At 72.1% G+C, this 24,457-nt stretch carries 19 protein-coding genes and 1 pseudogene; 6 read left to right on the top strand and 14 right to left on the bottom strand.

The window, feature by feature from the left end; genetic code table 11:
* Positions 1-309: 309 nt before the first annotated feature.
* Together ACWD1U_RS11710 and ACWD1U_RS11705 are read right to left on the bottom strand one after the other, a co-directional pair.
* Positions 310-771 carry a molybdenum cofactor biosynthesis protein MoaE gene (locus tag ACWD1U_RS11710; RefSeq protein ID WP_451106649.1) on the bottom strand — a complete coding sequence of 154 codons (462 nt, stop codon included), beginning with the start codon at positions 769-771 and terminating at the stop codon, positions 310-312.
* Positions 772-865: 94 nt separating this feature from the next.
* Entirely contained in the window at positions 866-1,987 is a 1,122-nt protein-coding gene (locus tag ACWD1U_RS11705) for an SDR family oxidoreductase (protein ID WP_451106647.1), read from the bottom strand.
* Between the two features lie 192 nt (positions 1,988-2,179).
* Between ACWD1U_RS11705 and ACWD1U_RS11700 the strand changes: the two genes are divergently transcribed.
* Both ACWD1U_RS11700 and ACWD1U_RS11695 read left to right on the top strand, forming a co-directional pair.
* Positions 2,180-3,625, top strand: a complete 1,446-nt coding sequence (locus ACWD1U_RS11700) for a zinc-dependent metalloprotease (RefSeq protein ID WP_451106646.1) — start codon at positions 2,180-2,182, stop codon at positions 3,623-3,625.
* Positions 3,622-4,149, top strand: a complete 528-nt coding sequence (locus tag ACWD1U_RS11695) for an NUDIX hydrolase (protein WP_451106644.1) — start codon at positions 3,622-3,624, stop codon at positions 4,147-4,149. Before ACWD1U_RS11700 ends, ACWD1U_RS11695 begins: the two co-directional genes overlap by 4 nt.
* 149 nt (positions 4,150-4,298) lie before the next feature.
* Here the strand turns inward: ACWD1U_RS11695 and ACWD1U_RS11690 are convergent, their stop codons facing one another.
* From ACWD1U_RS11690 to ACWD1U_RS11675, 4 genes are all read right to left on the bottom strand, one after another.
* On the bottom strand, positions 4,299-5,054 hold the full coding sequence (locus tag ACWD1U_RS11690; RefSeq protein WP_451106642.1) for an AIM24 family protein: 756 nt from the start codon (positions 5,052-5,054) through the stop codon (positions 4,299-4,301).
* Between the two features lie 16 nt (positions 5,055-5,070).
* A complete protein-coding gene (locus tag ACWD1U_RS11685) occupies positions 5,071-5,751 on the bottom strand; it encodes an AIM24 family protein (RefSeq protein WP_451106640.1) in 681 nt (226 codons plus the stop codon).
* Positions 5,752-5,762: 11 nt separating this feature from the next.
* The gene (locus ACWD1U_RS11680) at positions 5,763-7,487 is read right to left on the bottom strand and encodes a TerD family protein (protein ID WP_451106638.1); all 1,725 of its coding nucleotides are present in this window, start codon (positions 7,485-7,487) and stop codon (positions 5,763-5,765) included.
* Positions 7,488-7,625: 138 nt separating this feature from the next.
* Positions 7,626-8,237 carry a M48 metallopeptidase family protein gene (locus tag ACWD1U_RS11675; protein ID WP_451106636.1) on the bottom strand — a complete coding sequence of 204 codons (612 nt, stop codon included), beginning with the start codon at positions 8,235-8,237 and terminating at the stop codon, positions 7,626-7,628.
* 302 nt (positions 8,238-8,539) lie between these two features.
* Here ACWD1U_RS11675 and ACWD1U_RS11670 point away from each other — a divergent pair, with 302 nt between their 5' ends.
* Positions 8,540-9,748 carry a ThiF family adenylyltransferase gene (locus ACWD1U_RS11670; RefSeq protein ID WP_451106634.1) on the top strand — a complete coding sequence of 403 codons (1,209 nt, stop codon included), beginning with the start codon at positions 8,540-8,542 and terminating at the stop codon, positions 9,746-9,748.
* Positions 9,741-11,111 (top strand): ABC1 kinase family protein, encoded by a 1,371-nt coding sequence (locus ACWD1U_RS11665; protein ID WP_451106632.1) that lies wholly within the window; start codon positions 9,741-9,743, stop codon positions 11,109-11,111. Before ACWD1U_RS11670 ends, ACWD1U_RS11665 begins: the two co-directional genes overlap by 8 nt.
* A gap of 205 nt (positions 11,112-11,316) precedes the next feature.
* On the opposite strand, the gene ACWD1U_RS11660 is transcribed toward ACWD1U_RS11665, so the two are convergent.
* The 4 genes from ACWD1U_RS11660 to ACWD1U_RS11645 all read right to left on the bottom strand — a co-directional run bounded on the left by ACWD1U_RS11660 (position 11,317) and on the right by ACWD1U_RS11645 (position 14,959).
* Positions 11,317-11,640, bottom strand: coding sequence for a hypothetical protein (locus tag ACWD1U_RS11660; RefSeq protein ID WP_451106631.1), 324 nt, complete (start codon positions 11,638-11,640; stop codon positions 11,317-11,319).
* On the bottom strand, positions 11,637-12,014 hold the full coding sequence (locus ACWD1U_RS11655) for a WhiB family transcriptional regulator (RefSeq protein WP_451106629.1): 378 nt from the start codon (positions 12,012-12,014) through the stop codon (positions 11,637-11,639). Before ACWD1U_RS11655 ends, ACWD1U_RS11660 begins: the two co-directional genes overlap by 4 nt.
* Positions 12,015-12,188: 174 nt before the next feature.
* Positions 12,189-12,515, bottom strand: coding sequence for a hypothetical protein (locus ACWD1U_RS11650; protein WP_451106627.1), 327 nt, complete (start codon positions 12,513-12,515; stop codon positions 12,189-12,191).
* Between the two features lie 164 nt (positions 12,516-12,679).
* Positions 12,680-14,959 carry an ATP-dependent DNA helicase UvrD2 gene (locus ACWD1U_RS11645; protein ID WP_451106626.1) on the bottom strand — a complete coding sequence of 760 codons (2,280 nt, stop codon included), beginning with the start codon at positions 14,957-14,959 and terminating at the stop codon, positions 12,680-12,682.
* Between the two features lie 98 nt (positions 14,960-15,057).
* Here ACWD1U_RS11645 and ACWD1U_RS11640 point away from each other — a divergent pair, with 98 nt between their 5' ends.
* Positions 15,058-15,315 (top strand): mycoredoxin, encoded by a 258-nt coding sequence (locus ACWD1U_RS11640; protein WP_388771439.1) that lies wholly within the window; start codon positions 15,058-15,060, stop codon positions 15,313-15,315.
* Positions 15,316-15,412: 97 nt separating this feature from the next.
* Positions 15,413-16,224, top strand: a pseudogene (locus tag ACWD1U_RS11635) (phosphotransferase).
* A gap of 100 nt (positions 16,225-16,324) precedes the next feature.
* Here ACWD1U_RS11635 and nudC read toward each other — a convergent pair.
* The 4 genes from nudC to ACWD1U_RS11615 all read right to left on the bottom strand — a co-directional run.
* Positions 16,325-17,269, bottom strand: a complete 945-nt coding sequence (nudC, locus tag ACWD1U_RS11630; protein WP_451106624.1) for an NAD(+) diphosphatase — start codon at positions 17,267-17,269, stop codon at positions 16,325-16,327.
* A gap of 153 nt (positions 17,270-17,422) precedes the next feature.
* The gene (locus ACWD1U_RS11625; protein ID WP_451106622.1) at positions 17,423-18,826 is read right to left on the bottom strand and encodes a dipeptidase; all 1,404 of its coding nucleotides are present in this window, start codon (positions 18,824-18,826) and stop codon (positions 17,423-17,425) included.
* 31 nt (positions 18,827-18,857) lie between these two features.
* Positions 18,858-22,388 (bottom strand): ATP-dependent DNA helicase, encoded by a 3,531-nt coding sequence (locus ACWD1U_RS11620; RefSeq protein WP_451106621.1) that lies wholly within the window; start codon positions 22,386-22,388, stop codon positions 18,858-18,860.
* A gap of 80 nt (positions 22,389-22,468) precedes the next feature.
* Positions 22,469-24,457: PD-(D/E)XK nuclease family protein (locus tag ACWD1U_RS11615; protein ID WP_451106620.1), on the bottom strand; the 1,989-nt coding region annotated here is incomplete at its 5' end.

Here is a 24,457-nt window from a genome sequence, read left to right as displayed (position 1 = left end):
GCGCTTGTGACCTGCTGGTTCTCCGACCCTCAGCTCCCGGGCCGAGGCCTCTCCATGGCCTCGCGGAAGCGGGCGTATCCGATGAGCTCCGGGCCGTCGTTACGGACCCTGCGGGTCCTGTTGGCCCAACTGCCCCAGAGACCCGCGCCGATCGCAGCCACAAGCGGAATCAGCAACCAGGCGAGCGCCGCCATGCCGACCTCCAACCCCATCGAGCTCCGCGAACTGACTGATCAGCAGATTAACCATCAGCAGTGACAACGCTCACGCCAGGGGTGCGGTTACGCAACCGGAAGACGGCTTCCCGGATCAGCAGGCGCCGACCCACTCCTCGGTGCCGTCGGAGAACTTCTGGTGCTTCCAGATGGGCACCTCGTGCTTGAGGTCGTCGATCAGCTTCCGGCACGCCTCGAAGGCCTCGCCCCGGTGCGGACAGGAGACGGCGACGACCACGGCGAGATCGCCGACGCTCAGATCCCCGACCCGGTGCACGGCAGCCAGCGCCCGTACCGGGAACTCGGCGACGACCTTCTCGGCGATCCGCCGCATCTCGGCCTCGGCGCCGGGATGGCACGAATAGCCCAGCTCCGCGACATCGGCACCCCCGTCGTGGTTCCGCACGGTCCCGACGAAGAGCGCGGTGCCCCCGGCCGCGTCGTCCCCGACGGCCCGGAACACCTCGTCGACGGAGAGGGCCGTCTCCCGAATCCCGATCAGCCTGATCGGGTCCTGCGCGGCCTGCTCGCCAGGATGATCGCTCGTGGATGCCATGCCTCCATCGTGCCGCACGGGACCGACAGTACGGAACAGAGCTGTCGAGCGGCACGCGCGCGTACGCGTCTGTAGCCTCCTGCAGCGGCACCTCTCAGATCCGCCGCCGGGCCTTCCGCGCCCGGCGCACCACCGCTGCCGCGCCCAGCAGCGCAACCGTCGCACCGGCGGCACCGGCGGCCGTCGCGTCCTTGCGGCCCAGTCGGCGCCCCGCCACGGTGCGACGACCGGAGACCTCCTCCAGGAGTTCCGCCAGGACCTCCTCGTTGGTGTACCGGGGCCGCCACCCGGCGTCGTGCAGCCGGCTGCCGCTCACCACCCAGGGGTACATCGTGTACGCCAGGTCGCCCGCGGGGGACGGTGTGAGCCCGATGCGGTGCAGCCGTGCCGCCGCGCCCAGCGCGACCGCCGACGGCAGCTCCATCCGCCGGATGCCGCTGAGCTCCTCCACCTCCTCCTGCTCCAGCCACCCGTCGCAGCCGACGGCGAGTTCCCCGTCGACCTTCTCCAGGGCGGCGTACTCCAGCGCGCTGCAGAGATCCTCGATGTGGCAGAACTGCCACGCGGGCCGCGATCCGGCGACCACGAGCAGCCGGGGAGACTCGAAGTACCTGGTCAGCGCGGTGTCGGTGCCGCCCACCAGGACGGCGGGCCGCACCACGGTGACGTTGAGCCCCGGGTGCGCTCGAGGAGCCCGCCGGGCCAGCCGCTCGATCTCCAGCAGGTCGCCGACGCCCGTCGCCTCCGCCGTGGCCTGCAGCTCCGCGTCCTCCGACAGCGGCAGTTCGTTGTCGGGCAGCGCCCCGTAGACCATCGCCGAGGTGCACAGCACGACCCGGTGCACTCCGGCCGCCGCGGCCGCCGTCAGGACGGTCTGCGTCCCCCGTACGTTGTAGGCCGTTCGGGCGGCTGCGTCGGTCTCCAGGTCGAGATCCAGCGCCAGGTGCACCACCACGTCGGCGCCGCGCAGCTTGTCCGCGATGGCCGGGTCCCGGACGTCCAGGATGTGCCACTGCGCCGCCGCGCACTCGCCGCGCCTCTCGTCGATGGCCACGACCTGCTTGACCTCGTCGGACGCGGCCAGCTGCTCGGTGAGCAGCGCGCCGACGCCGTACGCGGCGCCGGTGACCGCGACGACGGGTCCGCGCGCCGCGGGACGCACGGAACTGGTTGACTGGTTTCGCGCTGCGCGAACCTGCGGATCTGGGGAACTCACCGGGCGTCTCCAGCGGTTGTCTTCAGTACGAGCGCGTGCCACGCGTGCGTACCAGGTGGCATCCATCCTGCCGCAGGCCGTCAGTCGGCGAAGCACCGAGGCCCGATCCGTTCCAGGTGTCTACGCTGGGTGGTGTTGTCGGGCAGCCGTGCCGCCGGAAAGAACCGGCGGCCCTACCAGCCGAGGAATCCCGTGAGTGACACCCCATTCGGATTCGGCCTTCCGCCGGAGGAGCCGGACGACGGCGACGAGGGCAAGAAGAAGGACCAGCAGAGCGGTGGTGGTCAGGGACCGGCCAACCCGTTCGGTTTCGGCGGCCTGCCCGGAGCCGGAGGCCCCGGTGCGGACAATCCGTTCGCAGCCATGTTCGGGTCGCTGAACCCCACCGACCTGGGCGCCGCGTTCCAGCAGCTGGGCCAGATGCTCTCCTACGAGGGCGGCCCGGTGAACTGGGACATGGCCAAGCAGATCGCCCGCCAGACGGTCTCCCAGGGCTCCCCTGACGGCACCAAGGACGCGAGCGTCGGCCCCGCCGAGCGCAGGGCCGTCGAGGAAGCCGTCCGCCTGGCCGACCTGTGGCTCGACGACGCCACGTCCCTGCCCTCCGGCGCCGCCTCCGCGGTGGCCTGGAGCCGCGCGGAGTGGGTCGAGGCGACCCTGCCCGCCTGGAAGGAGCTCGTCGATCCGGTCGCCGAGCGCGTCGGCAGTGCCATGGGCGACGTCCTGCCGGAGGAGATGCAGGCCATGGCCGGCCCGCTGATCGGCATGATGCGCTCGATGGGCGGCGCGATGTTCGGCACGCAGATCGGGCAGGCCGTCGGCGTGCTCGCCGGCGAGGTCGTCGGCTCGTCCGACATCGGCCTGCCGCTCGGCCCCGCCGGCAAGGCCGCGCTGCTGCCGGTGAACATCGAGACGTTCGGCAAGGACCTGAGCGTCCCCCAGGAGGAGGTGCGGCTGTACCTCGCCCTGCGCGAGGCCGCCCACCAGCGCCTCTTCGCGCACGTGCCGTGGCTGCGCTCGCATCTGTTCGGCGCGGTCGACGGCTACGCGCGCGGGATCAAGGTCGACACGGCCAAGCTGGAGGACGTGGTCGGCCAGTTCGATCCGCAGAACCCCGAGCAACTGCAGGAGGCCCTCCAGCAGGGCATGTTCCAGCCGGAGGACACACCCGAGCAGAAGGCGGCCCTGGCCCGTCTGGAAACGGCTCTGGCGCTCGTGGAGGGCTGGGTGGACGCGGTGGTCCACGCCGCCGCGAAGCCACGCCTGTCGTCCGCCGACGCCCTGCGCGAGACGCTGCGCCGCCGCCGCGCCTCGGGCGGCCCGGCCGAGCAGACGTTCGCCACGTTGATCGGTCTGGAGCTGCGCCCGCGCCGTCTGCGTGACGCCTCACGACTGTGGGCCTCGCTCACCGACGCGCGCGGTGTCGACGGCCGGGACGCCCTGTGGCACCACCCGGACATGCTGCCGACGGCGACCGACCTGGACGACCCGGACGGCTTCGTGCACCGCGAGCAGATCGACTTCTCCGAGCTGGACAAGATGCTCGGCGAGGCGGCGGACAAGCCCGACCTCAAGAAGCCCGACCTGAAGAAGAACGACGAGGGCGACGACGAGAACAAGGGCGACGACGCCGGGTGAGCCTGTACGACGACGCGGTCCTCGTGCTCAAGGGGTACGAGGACCAGACGGACCTGCGCCAGGCCTACCTCGACCATCTGGCGGAGCACCCGGACGGCCTGTGGAAGGCGTGCCACGCCGGTCACATCACGGCGAGCGCCCTGGTGGTCGACCCCGAGCGCGGACGGGTGCTGCTGACCCTGCACAGGAAGCTGCGGATGTGGCTGCAGATGGGCGGCCACTGCGAGCCGGGCGACGCCACCCTGGCGGCCGCGGCCCTGCGTGAGGCGACGGAGGAGTCCGGCGTCTCGGGGCTCTCCCTGCTCCCGGGCGGCCCGGTGCGCCTGGACCGGCATCCGATCCCGGCTCCCTGCCACTGGCACTTCGACGTCCAGTACGCGGTATCGGCGCCCCCGGACGCCGCGCACGCGGTCAGCGACGAGTCGCTCGACGTGCGCTGGTTCGGGTACGACGAGGTGGCGGACGTGGCCGACGAGTCGGTCGTACGGCTGCTGGAGGCGACCCGCGCGAGGCTCGCGCCTTGAGCCACAGGTAAGGGGCGCTTGCCTTCGCGGTCGCCCCTTACCTCCGCCCTGAGCATCGGCCGCGCGGGAACGGCGCGATCAACCCCCACACCGCCCGCGGCCCGGACCGGACCGCAGCCCTGAAACCCGTCGGCCGAAACCACGGAGCGTCAGCTCCAGACGTTGCCCTGGTTCTGCCCCCGCACCCCCTGCTGGCCCATGCCGTACTGGGCGGCGAGGCCCGGGCCGATCTGGGCGTTCTGCGGCGGCAGCAGCTCACTCGGCTGGACGAGGGCGAAGCCGGAGCCCATGAAGCTCAGCTCCCAGCCCTCGCCGGTGTTGCCGCGGCGCCGCCACACCCCGGAGGCGTGCGTCTGCGCCTGCATCTGCACCCGAAGGCTCGTCGACCAGGCGACGATCGCGTCGGCGTCGCAGTTGACGTACTTGTCCGGCGTCACCCGCAGCAGCAGCGGCATGCCCGAGGTCATCAGGGCGACCTTGCCCCGGCCGCTGATGTTGAGCTGGTACTTCCCGGAGCCGGAGATGCCGTAGAGGCTGTCCACGGCGATGACCTCGTGGTGCAGGGACGAGTCCATCGCCAGCACGTAGCTGCTGTCGACGGTGAGGCCGTCCTGGTCCACGTCCATGACGTGGACGTGCTGCTTGAGATTGGCGAGGTAGACCGTGCCCTGCCCGTGGCAGCGCATGAGGTCGAGCCCCTCGCCCGTGCGCGCACGCGCGCGTGCCTGGTCGTTGCTCTGGTACTCGGCGTCGAACTCGACGAAGCCCTGGTAGGCGACCATGGTGCCCTTGCGGGCCAGGATGTCGTCGTGGCCCTCCAGGGCGACGCGCAGCATCTGCTTGTTCTGCAGGCTCCAGCGCTCCTGGGTCTGCTGCTCGTTGTAGGCGAAAATCGGGCTCTGCATGGCTTCTGGCTCCCCCTCAGCCCCGGACCCGGAGGCGGTCGGTGCTGTCCTCGCTGGGCTGGACGACGACGATGCCCTGACCGGAGAAGGCCATCTGGTAGGCCTCGCCGCTGCCGCGGCCGATCAGCGACTGGGCCCGGAAGCTGCGCTTGCCCTTCACCTTGAGGTTCGGGGACCAGGCGACGAGGGCGTCGGGATCGACGTAGGTCTCGTCCTCGCCTCCTCCGCAGTCGACCACGATGGGCTTGCCCCGGGAGGTCAGCGCGACCCAGCCCTGCCCGGAGATCTTGGTGTTCCACAGGCCCTGCCCGGCGAACTTCGCCAGGCCCTTGACCCGCTCCACGCCCCAGGTGAGGTGGGCGTCGAAGGCGAGCAGGTTGGTGGCGTTGACGGAGATGCCGTCGCCGTTGAGGTTGATGACGACGACGTTCGCCCCGTAGTCCGCGAGGTAGAGCAGGCCGTCGCCGGAGCACTTCATCAGGGGCGCGCCCTCGCCGGTCAGCCAGTCCTTGGCGATCTGGCGCACGGCCGGCGGGTTGGGCTCGTACTGGACGAACCCTTCGTAGGCGACCATCGACCCCACGCGCGCGAGGAGGTCGTTGCCGGTCTGCATGGCGACCTTCAGCATGTGGTTGCCGTGGTTCTCCATGCGGGCGGTGACGGGTGCGGGGGCGTAGCCCGCGAGTTGCTGTGTCATGACGGGCTCCCTCAGACCTCGTACGGCTGGACGACGATGAAGTTGCCGGGAGCGCCCCGGAACTGCAGGTTGACGCTTTCACCGGTGTCGCCGGGGTAGGCGTTGCGGCGCATGCGCACCTGGCTGGAGACGACCACCTGGGAGGCGGCCGACCAGGCGACCACCGCGTTGCAGTCGGCGAACGTCGTGGGCGTGACCGGGAGGACCACGGGCGTGCCGTGTGTCTTGACGACGATCGTGCCGGTGCCCGTGAACTGCATCGTGAACAGCGCGCCGCCGGGGATGCCGTGGCCCTCGACGCGCCGGACCTCGTACTGGAGGCTCTCGTCGAAGGCGAGGACGTTCTCCGCGGAGACGCAGATGCCGTCGCCCTGGAGCTCGATCGGGTGCAGCATCGTCGAGTTCTCGGCGAGGAACACCTGGCCCTGGCCGGTACAGCGCATCAGCTGCATCTCCTGGCCGGTCGCGTTGCCCACGATCCGGCCGGCGAAGCCAGCGCCCTTGTAACTGAAGTCGACCTTGCCCTGGTAGAGCACCATGCTGCCCTGCCGGGCCAGCACGGGCTGTCCGCCGATGCCGAGGTCGACGCGCACGAGCTTCTTGTTCTGCTGCGTCCAGCGCTGCCCGGTGGGGGTCTCCTTGAACTGCTGGAGCGCGGCGGCCACGCCCGGCCCCTGCTGGGCACCGACCTGCGGGGCCCCCTCCTGCGGGGCTCCGTGTGGGGCCTGCCCGTACGGCTGCTGCTGTCCGTAGCCCGGAGGCGGGGTGGGCTGGCCATAGCCCGGAGGCGGGGCCGGGGTGTGGGGGGCCTGCGGGGCCTGGGGCCGGCCGTAGCCGGGGGGCGGCGGGGCCGTCTGGCCGGGGGCCTGGCCGTACGGCGGCGGCTGCTGACCGGGCTGGCCGTACGGCGCGGGCGCCGGGGCCGGCGGTGGCACCGGGGAGCCGCCGGGCGGGGTGGGCATGGGCGCGACGATGGTCGGGGCGGCGTGCACCTGGGGCGCGGGCGCCGGTGCCGGAGGCAGCGTGGCGCCCGGCGGGGGCGCGAAGCCCTGCGCCGCCGGCTGGGGAGCAGGTGCCGGGGCGGGCGCCGGGGGCGCTGCCGGCACGGGGGCTGGCCGGGGAGCGGCGGGGACACCGAACGCGGGCGGAGCGAAGCCCGGGGCGGCACCGGCCTGCGGCTGCTGTGGGGCGGGCTCGGGCGTCTCCTCCTCGGCCACCTCGCCGCCGAAGTTCTTCAGCAGCGCGTCGAGTCCGCCGTCGAAGCCCTGGCCGACGGCGGCGAACCGCCACACGTCCCTGAGGTAGAAGTCGCCCAGCATCACGGCCCGTTCGGTGGAGAACTCCGAGCCGTCGAAGGAGTAGCGGGCCACCTCCTCGCCGCCCGCGACGATACGGATGTACCCGGGGGCGATCTGCGACATCTGTCCGGCGCCGTCGATCGTCGCCGTGAAGGACAGCTTCTGGATCTGCGGCGGGATCCGGTCGAGCGTCACCCGGAAGGACTCCGTGTCGCCCGCCTGGGCGCCCAGGAGCTGAAGGGACTCCTCGGGGGACTTCGGCTGGTTGAAGAAGACGAAGTACCGGTCGTCCGAGAGCCGTTCGTCGGCGTCGAGGCCGAAGCAGCTGATGTCGAAGCTCAGACCGGGGCCGGAGATCTGCACGCCTACGTACAGATCGGTGCCCGCGGTGAGGTCACTGATCCTGGCCTTGTGGCCGCGTTGGAATTCCCTGGCCATGCGTAACGACCGTCCCCCATCCAGAACGTGAGTGCGTCGCGCCAGGCTAACGGCAAACTCGGACATCGGACGGTGTCGGTACAGACCCGGTACAGAACCCTCGCTCAGCCGTATCGGCTGCTCACTCGCGGAAAGCGGTCACTCACCAGCGGGGGTCTCACCCCGCGCACCGGGCACATGGGGCAGCCGCTCGGCGGCGACCACGCCTTCGAGGTACCCCCTGGCCCGCTCCGTGCGGGGATAGGCCTTCAGCAGCTCCCAGAACCGGGGACCGTGGCCGGGGACGAGCAGATGGGCCAGTTCGTGGAGGAGGACGTAGTCGACGACGTACTCGGGCATGCCCTGCAGGCGGTGCGACAGGCGGATGCTGCCCTCGGAGGGGGTGCAGGATCCCCAGCGCGTGTTCTGGTTGGTCACCCAGCGCACCGACGCGGGCCGGGCCCGTCCCTCGAAGTACTGCTCCGAGAGGCGCCGGGCCCGCTCGGTGAGCTCGGCGTCGCCCAGGGCCCGCTTGCTCTCCTGGGCGGCCAGCTTGCCGAGCATGACGTTCACCCAGCGCTGCTCCTCCGCCTCGGACATCCGGGCGGGAATGAGCACTACGGTGCGATCGCCCTCGCGGTACGCGGAGACCGTTCTGCGTCGGCGGGCGCTCCTGCGGACCTCGATGGCGCTCGCCCGCGAGCCGCTCGGCGGCTGGCTCGTCGTGCTGCGCTGTGGCTTTCCGGTGCGGTGCAGTGGGTCGGCGGGCACGCCCCGACGTTACCCGCTGGGCACGGGGAAGTCCCGGCTCCGGGACGGTTCGGTGCCGACGCCCGCACCAGCCGCCGGATTTGTACGACGAATCCCCGTGCCTGTGGACAACTTTCGGCAGCGGACCGCCGGTTTGGGCATGCTGGATCCCGTCGGCGAAGCGAGCGGCGGGCCGGTCCGGGACCAGGTACCGAGCCCGCATCCGGGTCCGGCCTGCGCCCGGGCCCTTCCTGCGGCCAGGTGCGGACCTTACTCCCGCCCGACCGGCGAACGGGGACGATCGATGGCATACGGGGGCTGTCATGCATCCGATGGTGAAACCCGCGCTCAGGCGCGGCTGGCGCGACCTCAAGACGGTGCAGTTCGGGATGGCACCGGCGCACGCGATGACGCTCGGCCCGATAGACCAGGCGACGGGCAGCTTCCTCGACCTGCTGAACGGCACGCGGGGCCTGGAACTGCTGCGCGAGGAGGGACGCCGCATGGACCTGCCCGAAGGCCATGTCGACAGGCTCGTGCGCGGGCTCGCGGAGGCCGGGCTCCTCGACGACGCCCGGGGCGGCGGACCGGACGCCGACGCCCTGCGGCGCAAGAAAGAAGTCCTCGACCGGCTCCGCCCGGACCTGGCCTCCCTGTCCCTGACGACCTCCGTGCCCGGCGACGCGATCAGGCAGCTCACCGCCCGGCGCTCGCAGCGTGTGCAGGTGCGGGGCGCCGGCCGGGTGGGCGCCGTGCTGGCCTCGCTGCTGGCAGGGGCCGGCGTGGGTGAGGTGGACGTGCTCGACGGCGGCTGCGTGGAGCCATGGGACGTCGCGCCGGGCGGGCTGCCCGCGGAGGCCGTCGGGGACCGCAGGGACGAAGCCGCCCGCCGTGCCGTGCGCCGGGCTTCCCCGGATCGCCCGCCACGCCGGGCGGCGGCCCAGGCTGCGGAATGCGACCCCGGTTTCTCGCTGGTGATCCTCGCTCCTCGGGACGACGTCGACGTGCACGCGCCCGACCCGTCCACCGCCGAGCCCCTGATGTCCTCCGGGACACCCCATCTGTACGCCGGGGTCGTGGAGGGGACCGGCGTGGTCGGCCCCTTCGTCCTGCCCGGGGAGACGGGCTGTGCGGGGTGTCTGCAGGAGAGCCGCACCGACCGGGACCCGACCTGGCCCCGTCTGGTCGCCCAGTGGCGTTCCGGCCGGCAGCGGCAGGTGCGGCCCTGCGATCTGACGCTGGCCACGACCGTGGCCGGACTAGCGGCCGCCCACGCGCTCGCTTTCCTGGACGGCCGGGTTCCGTCGAGTGCCGGGGCTCGCTGGGAGGTCTCCGTTCCGGGGCTGCACTGGCATGCGCGGCCGGTCTGGGCGCATGCTGCATGCCCGTGCGGAGCGGTGGAGAGGGGAAAGGGGGAGCACCTATCGGAGGACGGGGAGTCGCACGAGACAATGGCGGTGCAACGGCCGTCGAAGCAGTGCCGTAAGGCAGCGGCGGAGCGGCCGGCTGGGACTTGGAGGGCGCATGTCTGATCTTCCCCGGAAGGCGGTCACCCGGACCGCCAAACTCGCCGCGCTCCCGCTCGGCATCGCCGGGCGGGCGACTTGGGGGTTCGGCAAGCGGATCGTCGGTGAGTCCGCCGACCTCGTCGGCCGCGAACTCCAGCAGCGCACTGCGGAGCAGCTGTTCAAGGTGCTCGGTGAGCTCAAGGGCGGCGCGATGAAGTTCGGCCAGGCCCTGTCCGTCTTCGAGTCCGCACTGCCCGAGGAGGTGGCCGGCCCCTACCGGGCCGCGCTGACGAAGCTCCAGGAGGCCGCGCCGCCGATGCCGACCCGTACCGTGCACGCGGTGCTGCGGGAGCGGCTCGGCGAGGACTGGCAGGAACTGTTCCTGGAGTTCGAGGACAAGCCGGCCGCGGCGGCCTCGATCGGACAGGTGCACCGAGGGGTGTGGCACGACGGCCGTGAGGTGGCGGTCAAGGTGCAGTACCCGGGCGCCGGCGAGGCACTGCTGTCCGACCTGAACCAGCTGAGCCGCTTCTCCCGGCTGCTCGGTCCGCTGATCCCCGGCATGGACATCAAGCCGTTGATCGCCGAGCTGAAGGACCGTGTCTCGGAGGAGCTGGACTACGGCCTGGAGGCCCAGGCCCAGCAGGCCCACGCGGAGGAGTTCGCGGACGACCCGGACGTCCTCGTGCCGCAGGTGGTCCACCAGTCCGACCAGGTCCTGATCACCGAGTGGATCGACGGCATCCCGCTGTCGGAGATCATCTCGGACGGCACCCAGGAGCAGCGCGACCGTGCCGGCCAGCTCCTGGCCCGCTTCCTCTTCTCCGGCCCCGCTCGCACCGGCCTGCTGCACGCCGATCCGCACCCGGGCAACTTCCGGCTCCTGCCCGGCGGTCCGGAAGGCGAGGACGACTGGCGCCTGGGCGTCCTGGACTTCGGGACGGTCGACCGTCTCCCGGGCGGGCTGCCGGCCACCATCGGCGACTCCCTGCGGATGACCCTCGACGGGCAGGCCGAGACGGTCTACGAGCTCCTCTGCGCGGAGGGGTTCGTCAAGGAGACCATGGAGCTGGATCCCGACGCGGTCCTCGACTACCTGCTGCCGATCATCGAACCGGCCCAGGTCGAGGAGTTCACCTTCACCCGGGGCTGGATGCGCAGTCAGGCGGCGCGGGTCGCCGACCCGCGCTCCCCCGCCTACCAGCTCGGCAAGCGGCTCAACCTGCCCCCGTCCTATCTGCTGATCCACCGGGTGACCCTGAGCACGATCGGAGTGCTGTGCCAGCTGGGGGCCACGGTGCGCCTGCGCGAGGAGTTGGAGGAGTGGCTGCCGGGGTTCGTCCCGGAAGACCCGGCGGACGGCGAGGAGTCGGTCGCCCAGGCATGAGCCCGGCCGCGCGCCTCATCATCAGCCGGAGTCCAGGCGCCCCGCGATCGACCTGAGGTTCGCCGACGCAACGCCCGGCTTCATCGCCCGACACACCGGACCCTTGGGCCCAACGCACCGCGGGGGCCGGTCCGTTCGGTACGGACCGGCCCCCGCCAGAGAGCCCGGCCTCCGGTCGGGAGGCCTGTGCTGCAAGTGAGGTCGGTTACTGCATGACCGCCATGGCGAGCGCCCGGCGGGCACGCCGGGAGGCGCGCTCCGCCTTGCGCTGCATCCGGCGGGCGGTCACCAGACGCACGGCCTGGCGTTCCTGCTCCGCCTCGTGCAGTCGTTCGCGCATATGCGCACGAGCCATGGCTTCTGGAATGAGTTGCATCTCTCGGGTCCTGTTCTGACGCGAGTCCTTCGCGCCGGTGGTGGTGAAGTCTTGGGTCGCGGAGCCTGCGGGCTCGTCAGTGGACGGCTTCATCGGGGCCTGCTTCTGGGGGTCGTGCGTGAGGGGGCGATCGATCGTTCCTGTGGTGTTCATGCGGTGACCGGGTTCTTGCGCGGGCGGCCACGCGGCCGCTTCCGGGCGACGACGACACCCTGCACGAACAGCTCGCCACCCCAGACGCCCCAGGGCTCACGCCGCTCCTTGGCGCCGGCGAGGCAGGCCTCCATCAGCGGGCAGGTGCGGCAGAGGGACTTGGCGTACTCGACGTCCGCGGGCGACTCGGCGAAGAAGACCTCCGGGTCGTACGAACGGCACGGGACGGGTACACCGAGGTTCTCGATGGCGTCGTCGAGCGCGGTGAGCGCGGTGAGCGGAGTGAGCGGAGTCAAGGCGGAGTCCTCCGTGGAGCCGGGCTTGGGGATCGTGTCGGAAGGCGGTACGGACGGTGCGTGCGCTTCGAGTTGCACGGTTCGTCTTCCTCGTCTGGTCGTTCCGGCCTGTTGGCGGGGGGGCGGCTGGTACCGGGTTCTTTTCTTGTCCCGAGGCTCCTTCGGTCCGTCGTCCCTGGTCGGGGACAAACAGAAGGGCCGCGGATCCCGGATGGGGTTCCGCGGCCCTGAAGGCGCCGGCCTGATCGGCGATCAGGCTGGATCACTCCAGGGTTCTGGCCCACGGAAGGCCCACATCTGGTGGTGCTGCGTCGTCTGCTTCCGGAATCCGGCACCGGTCGCCGTAAGGGCATAGGCCTGCGCCTGTGCCGCTACTGCTGCTTCCAGTGCCTTGGTCGGTCGCTCATTGCGCTCACGGACAGGAAGGCCCGCAGGAGCAATGGAGGAGGACGCCGGACGCGCGGCACGAATGCCGGACAGACCGGTGCCCAGGTTCGGAACGCCGAGCATGCACGTGGAGACGGCCGAGCGATCGGTCATTTTCACGATGCTGATGGAGCTGGTGTTGATGCTGATCACTGGACTCGCCTCCTCTCGGCGTCTCGGGGGACTGGGTGAACCAGTCCGACGGAAATGCAAGTACAACACGGAATCAGGGCCTCCGAGAAGGCCGCTGCTCTCGTGCCTAAGAACCTATGGGGGTTGCTGGGGCATGCGCAAACTATTTTCTCGACGAGTTCGTGTCAGTCCTGATCTTCGTCCTCCGTCACGTACTGGCCTGCGCAGATGGCCAGTACGTCGGCCCCGTAGCGGTTGAGCTTGCGCGTCCCGACCCCCGGGATGCGTGCCAGCTCGTGCGCGTCGTCGGGCGCGGTCTCCGCGATCGCCATCAGGGTCCTGTCGGTGAAGACGCAGAAGGCGGGCTGACCACTGCTGCGCGCCTGGTCGGCGCGCCACGCGCGCAGCCGCTCGTAGAGGCCCTCGTTCATGTCGGAGGGGCAGTCGTCGCAGCGCATCAGTTTCATCTCGCCCGCGTCGGTCAGGGTGCGGCCGCAGACCCGGCAGCGGGCGGGGATTCGCTGGGTGCGTCTCGGGGCGGAGCCCCTGGTTCCGGGGACGCCGCGCTCGATCCCGCCCGCGCCGCCGGCGGTGGCGCGGCCCGTCGTGGCCGTCGAACCGGGGCGCAGTCCGTCGAGAAAGCGGCTGGGGCGGCGGCTGGGGCGGCCTCCGGGTGAGCGGGAGAGCGCCCAGGAGAGGTGGAGGTGCTCCCGCGCGCGGGTGACGCCGACATAGAGCAGACGGCGCTCCTCCTCGATCTGCTCGTCGGTCTTCGCGTAGGTGATCGGCATCATGCCCTCGGCGACGCCCACCAGGAACACGACATCCCACTCCAGTCCCTTGGCGGAGTGCAGGGAGGCCAGGGTGACGCCCTGCACGGTGGGGGCGTGCTGGACGTTCGCGCGTTCGTCGAGCTCGGCGACGAGGTCCGCCAGGGTGGCACCGGGTTTGGCGGCGGCGAAGTCCTGGGCGAGGTTCACCAGGGCGGCCAGCGACTCCCAGCGCTCGCGCACGGCGCCTGAGCCGGCCGGCGGCTGCGGTGTCCAGCCCTCCCCCGACAGCACGGCGCGCACCTGGGAGGGCAGGTCGACGACATCGTCCAGGAGGGAGTCGTTGCCGCCGAAGCGGGCCGCGCCGCGCAGGGCGACGCCCGCCTTGCGCACCTCCGGGCGGTCGAAGAACCGCTCGGCGCCGCGCAGCTGGTAGGGCACTCCGGCGTCGGCGAGGGCCTGCTCGTAGGTCTCGGACTGCGCGTTCGTGCGGAACAGGATGGCGATCTCGGCGGCCGGGACGCCCGAGTCGATGAGCTCGCGGATGCGGCGGGCCGCGCCTTCCGCCTCGGTGGGCTCGTCGGTGTACTCGGTGTAGACCGGCTCGGGGCCCGGGGCGCGCTGGGAGACGAGCTCCAGTCGGTGGTCGGCGGCCCGGCCCTTCGCCTGGGCGAGCAGGCCGTTGGCGAGGTGGACGACCTGGGGGGTGGAGCGGTAGTCGCGGACCAGCTTGACGACGGTGGCGCCGGGGTGTCGGGTGCGGAAATCGAGCAGATGGTCCGGTGTGGCTCCCGTGAAGGAGTAGATCGTCTGGCTGGCGTCGCCGACCACGCAGAGGCTGTCCCGCTCGCCGAGCCACAGTTCCAGCAGGCGCTGCTGGAGGGGGCTGACGTCCTGGTACTCGTCCACCACGAAGTGCTGGTACTGGCCGCGGACCTGCTCGGCGATGTCGTGCCGGTCCTGGAGGACGGCGACGGTCAGCAGCAGGACGTCCTCGAAGTCGATCACGGAGCGCTCGCGCTTGACGTCCTCGTAGGCCGCGTAGAGCTGGGCGATCTCGGCGGGGGCTCGGGGGGTATCACGGCCGGCCTTGGCAGCGGCGGGCGCGTAGTCGGCGGGGACGGTCTGGGTGACCTTGGACCATTCGATCTCGGCGGTGACATCACGCAACTCGCCTCGGTCGAGGCGGATGCGGCAGGCTGCGGCCGCGTCGGCGACGAGCTGGACCTTGCGGTCGACGAGCCGCGGCATCGAACCGCCGATCGCTTTCGGCCAGAAGTACTGGAGCTGGCGCAGGGCTGCCGAGTGAAAGGTGCGCGCCTGGACGCCCCCGGCGCCGAGCTGGCGCAGTCTGCCGCGCATCTCGCCCGCGGCGCGGTTGGTGAAGGTGACGGCGAGCACGCTGGAGGGGTGCAGGATGCCGGCGCGCACTCCGTAGGCGATGCGGTGGGTGATCGCCCGGGTCTTGCCCGTACCGGCGCCCGCCAGGACGCACACCGGACCGTGCAGGGCGGTGGCCACCTCGCGCTGCTCGGGGTCGAGCCCGTCGAGCACCGCGTCGGCCGAGTCCGGTGCCTGCGGGATCAGGGTGGAGTGCGTTGCTGCTGTCACACGGCCATGCTGCCAGGTCACGGGAGACAGCCGCGAAGGTTGTCCACAGGCAGGCACTGATAGTCGTACCGATGCGGCACGCATCACGTCCGGCGGAGGCGGGGCACCGGGAATGGTGGACCTTTCATATACGTTCCCCCACTGCTAACCCGTCCCCGAGTCACCCAAGGAGCGCGAGCGACATGCCGGGCACTGTGACGATGTACAGCACCACGTGGTGCGGCTACTGCCGCCGGCTGAAGAGCCAGATGGACCGCGAGGGCATCGCGTACACCGAGGTCAACATCGAGCAGGACCCGGAATCCGCCGCGTTCGTGGAGAAGGCCAACGGCGGAAACCAGACGGTGCCGACGGTTCAGGTAGTTCCCTCCAACGGTGGGACCGAGGTCGTCATGACGAACCCGAGCCTTGCCCAGGTGAAGCAGGCACTCGGCGTCTGACCCACATCACACACGACCCCCGACCGGCCTGGCTCCGGATCGGGGGTCTTTGTATGCCCGGCCTGTACGGGGCCGACTCGGCGGTAGCGTGATCGGCATGACGACCGAAGACGAGGCGTACGGCGAGGCGCTGGTCGGAGGCATGGTGAACGCGGGGGCGGTCCTCCGCCGGGGTGAGTTGGTGGAACGCCCGGCACCGCGCAACGCACACGCCTCCATGCCCACCTCCTGGCGCTGAAAGAGCACGGATTCGACGCGGCTCCGACCCCCGTGGGCCTCACCGCTGACGGTCGTGAGCAGCTGACCTTCGTTCCCGGCGACGTGGCTCTGCCACCGTTCCCGCCCTGGGTGTTGACGACAACCGCCCTCGAATCGGTGGGCGTCCTGCTGCGCCGCCTGCATGAGGCCAGCGCGACCATCGCGGTCGACAAAGACGTCGAGTGGCCCCAGGACCTCGCCGATCCGGAGGGAGGGACAATGGTGTGCCACAACGACGTGTGCCCGGACAACGTAGTCTTCCGCGACGGTCATGCCGCCGCCTTGATTGATTTCGACCTGGCGGCGCCCGGCCGCCCCCTCTGGGACGTCGCCATGGCTGCCCGCTACTGGGTACCCATGCTTGATCCGGCATCCGCGGCTGCCCTGTATCCCGCCGGATCGGACGCGGTTGCACGACTGCGGATCCTCGCCGACAGCTACGGCCTCTCGCCGAGGGAGCGCACCGAATTGCCCGGCGTGATCGAACAGGCCACGGAGATCTGCCGGGCCTTCGTCGCCCGCCGCGTGGCTGACGGTGATCCTGCCTACCTCCAAGCGCTGGCCGACCGTGGCGGATGGGCACGGTGGGACCGCATGCAGGCCTGGCTGACCGACCACCGCGAGACGTTCGCTGTCGCGCTGCTGGACTGACGTGCTCGGGCGCTGATCCCCCTCACACCTGCCGAGGACTACCGGGACCACACCGACGCCGGCCGGTTCCCGTACGGGTCGGGCATGCGGGCGCGCCCGTTCAGGCGACGGTTCTCGTCGGGAGCGGCTTGCCGTACCAGAGCTCGATCAGGCGGGCCGCGATCGAGATGCCGTAGGGCGGGAGCACCTCGCCGGACTCGAAGGCGGCGCGCAGTTCGTCGCGGGAGAACCAGCGGGCCTCGTGGATCTCGTCGCCGTCGACGTCGATCTCGGTCGAGGTGGCGCGGGCCAGGAAACCCAGCATGAGGCTGGACGGGAAGGGCCAGGGCTGGCTGGCGAGGTACTCGACCTGACCGACGGCGATGCCCACCTCCTCCTTGACCTCGCGGCGCACCGACTGCTCGATGGACTCGCCGGGCTCGACGAAGCCGGCGAGCGTCGAGAAGCGGCCCTCGGGCCAGTGCACCTGGCGGCCGAGCAGGATGCGGTCGTCCTCGTCGGTCACGGCCATGATCACGGCCGGGTCGGTGCGCGGGTAGTGCTCCGCGCCGCAGGCCGGGCAGCGGCGGATGTGGCCGGCCGCGGCGATGACCGTGCGCTCGCCGCAGCGCGAGCAGAAGCGGTGCGTGCGCTGCCAGTTCTCCAGGCCCACCGCGTGCACCATCAGGCCCACGTCGCGGGCCGACAGCAGGAGGCCGGCCTCGCGCAGGCCCGCCGGGCGCGCGGACTGGTCCATGCGCCCGGGCAGAGCGTCCTTCTGGAGGGCGAAGTAGCTGACGCCGTCCTCGTCGATGCCGAGGAAGTAGCGGTGCGCCTCGGTGAGGGGGGCCTCGAAGGAGGGGGTCATGACGAGTTCGGTGCGCCCGTCCGCCGTCTCGTCGATGAGGACCTGGCCGTCGGAGACCACGAAGCAGCGCGTGGAGGGGTGGCTCCACGCCGCCGCGAGCCAGGCCTCGTCGAGCCGGTGGTGGGCGGCCCGGTCGATGCCGCTCGGGGCGGTGAGCGAAATGGGGCGGTCGGCGTTGTGGTCGGTCCAGGTGGTCACGGGTGCTTCCAACTCCCCCGGTGGAACGGTTGGTTCGGCGGACTGTTCGACGGGATGTACGGCGGGAGACGACCGGGTCCGGCGGGCTCGGGCGGCGGGGCGGCCCTTCCAGTGTGCCCCGCGCGCGTGGCCGGTCCGGACGGCGCGGAGGGCTCAGGGGGCGTGGCGCCAGTGCTCGGCGAGGTCACCCCACAGGTACGCGGTGGTTTCGACGCCCTTGAGGAGCAGGTCCAGTTCGACCTTCTCGTTCGGGGCGTGCCAGCCGTCGGAGGGGACGGAGACGCCGAGGAAGAGCACCGGTGCGCCGAGGACGTCCTGGAGGTCGGCGGCCGGTCCGGAGCCGCCCTCGCGGGTGAAGCGGACCGGCTTGCCGAAGGCCCGGCCCATCGCGCGGGTGATCGACTGGAGGGCCGGGTGGTCCAGCGGCGTCAGGCACGGGCGCGTGGCCCCGCTGAACGTGATCTCGCAGCGGATCCCGGCGGGCACCTGCTGCCCGGCCCAGGCGCGGACGGCCTTCTCCACCTGGCCGGGGTCCTGGCCCGCCACCAGGCGGAAGGACAGCTTCACCAGGGCGGAGGACGGGATGATCGTCTTGCTGCCGGGGCCCTGGTAGCCGCCGCCGATGCCGTTGACCTCCGCGGTGGGACGGGCCCAGACGCGCTCCAGGGTGGTGTACCCGGCCTCCCCGTGGGTGGCGTACGACTTGGCCGCGCGCAGCCACTGCGCCTCGTCGAAGGGGAGTTCGGCGAGGAGTTCGCGCTCGCGGTCGGTGAGCTCGACCAGTCCGTCGTAGAACCCCGGGATCGCCACGCGCGCGTGCTCGTCGTGCAGGGCGGCGACCAGGCGGGCGGCGGCCGTCGCCGGGTTGGGCACCGCGCCGCCGAAGGAGCCGGAGTGGATGTCCTGGTCGGGGCCGTGCAGCCGTATCTCGCACTCGGCGAGGCCGCGCATGCCGGTGCACACCGTGGGGGTGTCCTCGGACCACATGCCGGTGTCGGAGACGATCACGGCGTCGGCGGCGAGCCGCTCGGCGTGCTGCTCGACCAAGGTCCGGAAGTGCGGCGAGCCGGATTCCTCCTCGCCCTCGATCAGCAGCTTCAGGTGCACGGCCGGGGTGGTGCGGCCGGTGGCGGCGAGGTGGGCGCGGACGCCGAGGGTGTGGAAGAAGACCTGGCCCTTGTCGTCGGCCGCCCCGCGCGCGTAGAGGCGGTTGTCGCGGACGACGGGTTCGAAGGGCTCGCTGTCCCAGCCGTCCTCCCGGACGGCGGGCTGAACGTCGTGGTGGCCGTAGACCAGCACGGTGGGCGCCTTCGGGTCCTCACAGGGCCACTCGGCGTAGACGGCGGGCGCGCCCGGGGTTTCCCAGATTTCGGCCGTCGGGAAGCCGGTCTCCTTCAGCTTGGCGGCGAGCCAGTCGGCGCTGCGTCGTACGTCGGGCGCGTGGTCCGGCTGGGCCGACACCGACGGGATGCGCAGCCACTCGGCGAGGTCGTCGAGGAAGGCGGCGCGGTGCTGCTGGATGTACGTACGGACGACGCTGTCCGGGGTCTGGCTCATGGTCACGAGCCTATCGGCCCGCACTGACGTCCTAGGAGTGCGGTTCCTCACCGAGCTCTCCACGAGGCGGTTCGTCCAGCAGCAGCCGCTCCAGGGCGGCCCGGTCGGGCAGTTCCTGCGGGCGTACGACCTCTCCGGTGCGCACGTACAGGAACGCGGCCGTGACCGCCTCGGGGGGCACCCCCTGCTGCTCGGCCCAGGCGAGGCGGTAGACGGCGAGCTGGAGCGGGTCGGCCGTGCGGGAGCGGCTGGTCTTCCAGTCGACGATCTCGTACGTCGCGTCCTGTCCGTCGCCCTCCTTGTAGACGGCGTCGATCCGGCCCCGGACGACGCGGCCGGCGATCTCGAGCTGGAAGGGGGCCTCCACCCGGTAGGGCGTGCGGTGCGCGTACGCGGTGCGCTCGAAGGCGTCCTTGAGGGCCTGGAGGTCCCGCTCGTCGGCGATCTCGGCCTCGCTGCCGGGCAGTTCCCCCGGCTCCAGCATCGGCAGCGTGAGCTCCTCGAAGCGGGCCTCGACCCAGGCGTGGAAGCGGGTGCCGCGGCGGGCGGCGGGCTGGGGCGGGCGGGGCATGGGGCGGGCCAGCTCCTGGGCGAAGCCGTCCGGGTCGGCGGCCAGGTGCATCAGCTGGGACGCCGTGAGCGACGCGGGGAGCGGGACGTCGGTGACGCTGTCGCGGGCCCGCAGGAGCTCGCCGGTGAGGGCGTCGAGGTCGCGGTCCCAGGAGGCGACGGTGCGGGCCTCCTCCGGGGTGAGGTGGGGGTGACCCCCGGGGTGCGGGGGCTCCGGCGGGGCCGCCTGGTGAGGGATGGTGGGGCGGCGGTCCGCGGGCCGTGCGCTGCCGTCCGCCTGGGCGTCGCTGATGGCTTCGTCGAAGGGAACTCCGTCGAAGGGGTCTGCCCCGAACGCGTCCGCGCCGAACAGATCCTCGTCGGACGGGCCTTCGTCGAAAGGGTCCGGTTCGCCGTACGGGGGCTCGTCGTCCTCGGGCGGCGGGGGCCACTCCGGGTCGTCGGTCGCGTTTGGGTCGTGCACGGCCGCGGGGTGGGCGTCCTCGTGGGAGGCGAGGTCCTCCAGGTGGGCCAGGACGGTCTCGGCGGCCGCGCGGCGGCGGGCCAGGGCCGTCTCGTCCAGGGGCAGGGGCCACACCTGGTCGGCCGTCGCCTGGTGCAGGGCCGGGTTCTCCTCGTCCTCGGCGGGTTCCTCCGCCCAGGCCTCGATCTCGCCGTGTCCGACTTCGCAGTGCTCGTGGAGGGCTTGGAGGAACGCGGAGGGGCCGCGGCGCTTCTTCTGGGTCGGGCCCCACCAGTGGCCGGAGCCCAGGAGGAGGGAGCGGGGGCGGGTGAAGGTGACGTAGCCGAGGCGGAGTTCCTCGGTGTGCTGGTGGTCCTTCATGGCCTCGTGGAAGGCCTTCAGGCCCTTGGCGTCCCAGGAGGCGACGTCGGGAAGGGTGTCGGCGTCGCCGCGCAGCTCGTGCGGCAGGACCTTGCCCTGGGAGGTCCACTTCTCGCGGCCCTGGCTGCTGGGGAAGGTGCCGGTGACCAGGCCGGGGACGACCACGACGTCCCATTCCAGGCCCTTGGACTTGTGCGCGGTGAGCACCTTGACGGTGTTCTCGCCGCCGGGGAGGGCGTTGTCGAGGCCCTTCTCGTACTGGGCGGCGGTGCGCAGGTAGCCGAGGAAGGCCAGCAGGGTCGCCTCGTTGTCGCCGGCGGCGAAGGACGCGGCGATGTCGAGGAAGTTGGACAGGGTCTCGCGGCGGCGGGCGGCCAGGGCGTGCGGGGACGCCGACAGTTCGACCTCCAGGCCGGTGACGGCGAGGACGCGGTGCAGGACGTCCATCAGCGGGTCGGCCAGGGAGCGACGCAGTTCGCGCAGTTCGGTGGCCAGCCGGGCGAAGCGCACGCGCGCGTCGGGCGAGAACGGCAGTTTGTCGTCGTCCCCGCGGCCGTCGAGAGGCGTCTCCAGGAAGGTGTCGAGGGCGTCCGCGAGGGAGATCACCTCGGACGGGTCGGTCCCTTCGACGGCCTCGGCGAGCCGGCGGTCCGGGTCGTCGTCGCCCTCCACGCGGGCGTGGGACACCAGGAGCCGAGCGCGTCGCCCCAGCAGGGCGAGGTCGCGGGGCCCGATGCGCCAGCGCGGGCCGGTCAGCAGACGGACCAGGGAGGCGTTGGCGCCGGGGTCCTGGAGGACCTCGCACACGGCGACGAGGTCGGCGATCTCGGGCAGGTGCAGCAGCCCGGACAGGCCGACGACCTCGACCGGGATGTCCCGGGCGACCAGGGCACCCTGGATCTCGGCGAAGTCGGTCGCCGTGCGGCACAGGACGGCGATCTCACCGGGCGGGGTCCCGGTCCGCACGAGGTGGGCGACGGAGTCGGCCGCCCAGTCGATCTCCTCGGCGTGGGTGCGCAGCAGTGCGCAGCGCACGATGCCGTCGTGCTCGGCGCCGGGGGCCGGGCGCAGGGCCTCCACGCCCGCGTGCAGGGCGCGCAGGGGCTCCGCGAGACCGTTGGCGAGGTCGAGGAGGCGGCCGCCGCTGCGGCGGTTCTCGCTGAGTGCCTGGCGGACCGCGGGGCGGCCGTCGGCGTGGGCGAAGTGCTCGGGGAAGTCGTCGAGGTTGGCGACCGAGGCGCCGCGCCAGCCGTAGATCGCCTGGCAGGGGTCGCCGACGGCGGTGACCGGGTGGCCGGTGCCCTCGCCGAACAGGCCGGCCAGGAGGACGCGTTGGGCGACCGACGTGTCCTGGTACTCGTCGAGCAGGACCACCCGGAATTCATCGCGCAGGAGGCGGCCCACTTCGGGGGCCTGCGCGAGCTGGGCCGACAGGGCGATCTGGTCGCCGAAGTCGAGCAGGTCCCGCTCGCGCTTGGCCGCCCGGTAGCGGGTGACCAGCTCGGCCAGTTCCCGGCGGGCGGCGGCCGCTTCGGGCACCTTGCGCAGGTCGGCGTTGGTGAGCTTGGCGCCGCGCAGGGTCAGCAGCAGTTCGGCGTCGTACGCGCGCAGCGCCTCCGGGCGTACGAGGTGCTCGGCGAGTTCGGCGTCGAGGGTGAGGAGGTCGCCGACGAGGTCCGCGAAGGAGCGGGTCAGGGCCGGGTGGGGTCCGGGCGACTCGCGCAGCACGCGCGCGGCGAGCTGGAAGCGGGTGGCGTCGGCGAGCAGCCGGGAGGTGGGCTCCAGGCCGATGCGCAGGCCGTGGTCGGTCAGCAGACGGCCCGCGAAGGCGTGGTACGTGGAGATCACCGGCTCGCCGGGCGGGTTGTCCGGGTCGATGGCGTCCGGGTCGGTGACGCCGGCCTTCACCAGCGCCTTGCGGACACGCTCGGCGAGTTCGGCTGCGGCCTTGTTGGTGAAGGTGAGGCCGAGCACCTGTTCGGGGGCGACCTGGCCGGTGCCGACCAGCCACACCACGCGTGCCGCCATCACCGTCGTCTTGCCCGAACCGGCTCCGGCCACGATCACCTGCGGGGCGGGCGGCGCAGTGATGCAGGCCGTCTGCTCCGGGGTGAACGGGATACCGAGGAGGTCCTTGAGCTGTTCGGGATCCGTGATGCGGGCGGGCATATCGGAGAGGCTAGCGGCGGCCACTGACAGCCCGGACCGGATCGGCCTCCGGGCGCAGGAAGCACAGGTGGAGGGATGGATCACTCGATGACATGCCGTCCCTCTTGCCGCGCGCTGCACGAGGCCCGGAACGCGCAGTGTGTGCAGTGCTGCCCCGCGGTCGGCGTGAACCGTTCGTCGAGGACCTTTCCGGCGGCCGTGGCCAACAGGTCGCCGACCCACTCCCCCTCCAGCGGCTCCTGCGCCTGCACCTTGGGCAGCGTCTCGCCACCGTCGCGCTGGGCGGCGCCCTGACGCAGATGCACGAGTTCGGCGCCGCCCGGCTCGGGCCGCACACCGTCGAAGACCTCGTCGACGGCGCCCTCGCGGACGGCCAGCTGGTAGACGGCGAGCTGCGGGTGGCGCTCCACCTCCTTGGCGGTGGGCGCCTGCTTGCCGGTCTTGAAGTCGACCACGTAGGCGCGGCCGTCGCCGTCCACCTCGACGCGGTCCATCTGGCCGCGGACGCGCACCTGGTAGTCACCCGCCTCGAGGGTGACGTCGAAGTCGTGCTCGCTGGCCACGGGGGTGCGCCCGGTGCGGTCCATGACGTGCCAATGGAGGAACCGTTCGAGCGCCACGCGCGCGTCGGCCCTCTCCTGCTCCGACTTCCACGGCGCGTCGAAGGCCAGGGCGTTCCACACGGAGTCGAGGCGTTCCATGAGGACCGAGAGGTCGGCAGGGGTGCGCCCGGAGGCGACCTCGTCGGCGAGGACGTGCACCACGTTGCCGAACCCCTGCGCGGCTGTCGCGGGCGCGTCGGCCTTCACCTCACGGCCCAGGAACCACTGCAGGGCACACGTGTTGGCCAGCTGGTCGAGGGCGCTTCCCGAGAGCACGACGGGCTGGCCGCGGTCGCGCAGCGGCACCTTGGACTCGGTCGGCTCGAACATGCCCCACCAGCGGTAGGGGTGCGCGGACGGCACCAGGGGGCGGCCGTCCTCGTCGGCGAGGGCGGCGAGCCGGGCCAGGCGGCGGGCGGCGGCCTCCCTCAGGGCGTCGGAGACACGCGGGTCCACGGTGGTGGCCCGCAGCTCGGCGACGAGCGCGGCGACGGACAGGGGCCGGCGGGGGCGTCCGGTGACGTCCTTGGGTTCGACGCCGAGTTCGGTGAGGAAGCGGGAGGGCTGGTCGCCGTCGTTCGCGGGAGCCTTCACCGCGGTCACGACGAGCCGTTCACGCGCGCGTGTGGCGGCCACGTAGAAGAGGCGGCGCTCCTCGGCGAGCAGCGCGCCCGGGGTGAGGGGCTCGGCGAGTCCGTCGCGGCCGATGCGGTCGGCCTCCAGGAGGGAGCCGCGGCGGCGCAGGTCGGGCCACAGGCCCTCCTGGACGCCCGCGACGACCACCAGGCGCCACTCCAGGCCCTTGGCGCGGTGGGCGGTCATCAGGCGGACCGCGTCGGGGCGTACGGCACGCCCCGTGAGGGTGTCGGCGGCGATGTCCTCGGCGTCGATCTCCTCCAAGAAGTTCAGCGCGCCCCGGCCGCCGGTGCGCTCCTCGGCACGGGCCGCCGTGGCGAACAGCGCGCACACGGCGTCCAGATCGCGGTCCGCGTTACGCCCGGCCGCACCGCCCCTGCGTGCGGCCCGCTCCAGCCGCCCGGGCCACGGTGTGCCCTCCCACAGGTCCCACAGAGCCTCCTCGGCCGTACCGCCGCCGGCCAGCCGCTCACGGGCCTTGCGCAGCAGCGCGCCGAGGCGCTGGGCGCCACGCGCGTACGTGGGGTCGTGCACGGCGAGCCGCTCCGGCTCGGCGAGCGCCCGCGCCAGCAGCACGTCCGAGGGCGGCGGCAGCGGGTTGCCCGCGGCCCGCTCCTCGTCGCGCAGGGCGCGGCCGAGACGGCGCAGGTCGGCGGCGTCCATGCCGGCGAGCGGCGAGGTGAGGAGGGTGAGGGCGGTCTCGGCGTCGAGCCAGCAGATGTCCGGGGTGGGCGCGTCCTCGGAGGAGGGGGCGTTGGTGGGGGCGTCCTCTGCGGACAGGTCGGGGGTGGGGGCGTCCTCCGCCGACAGGTCGGGGGTGGGGGCGTCCTC

This window comes from Streptomyces sp. NPDC002788 (assembly GCF_053592115.1).
This window is presented reverse-complemented; position numbering and strand designations above follow the sequence as displayed.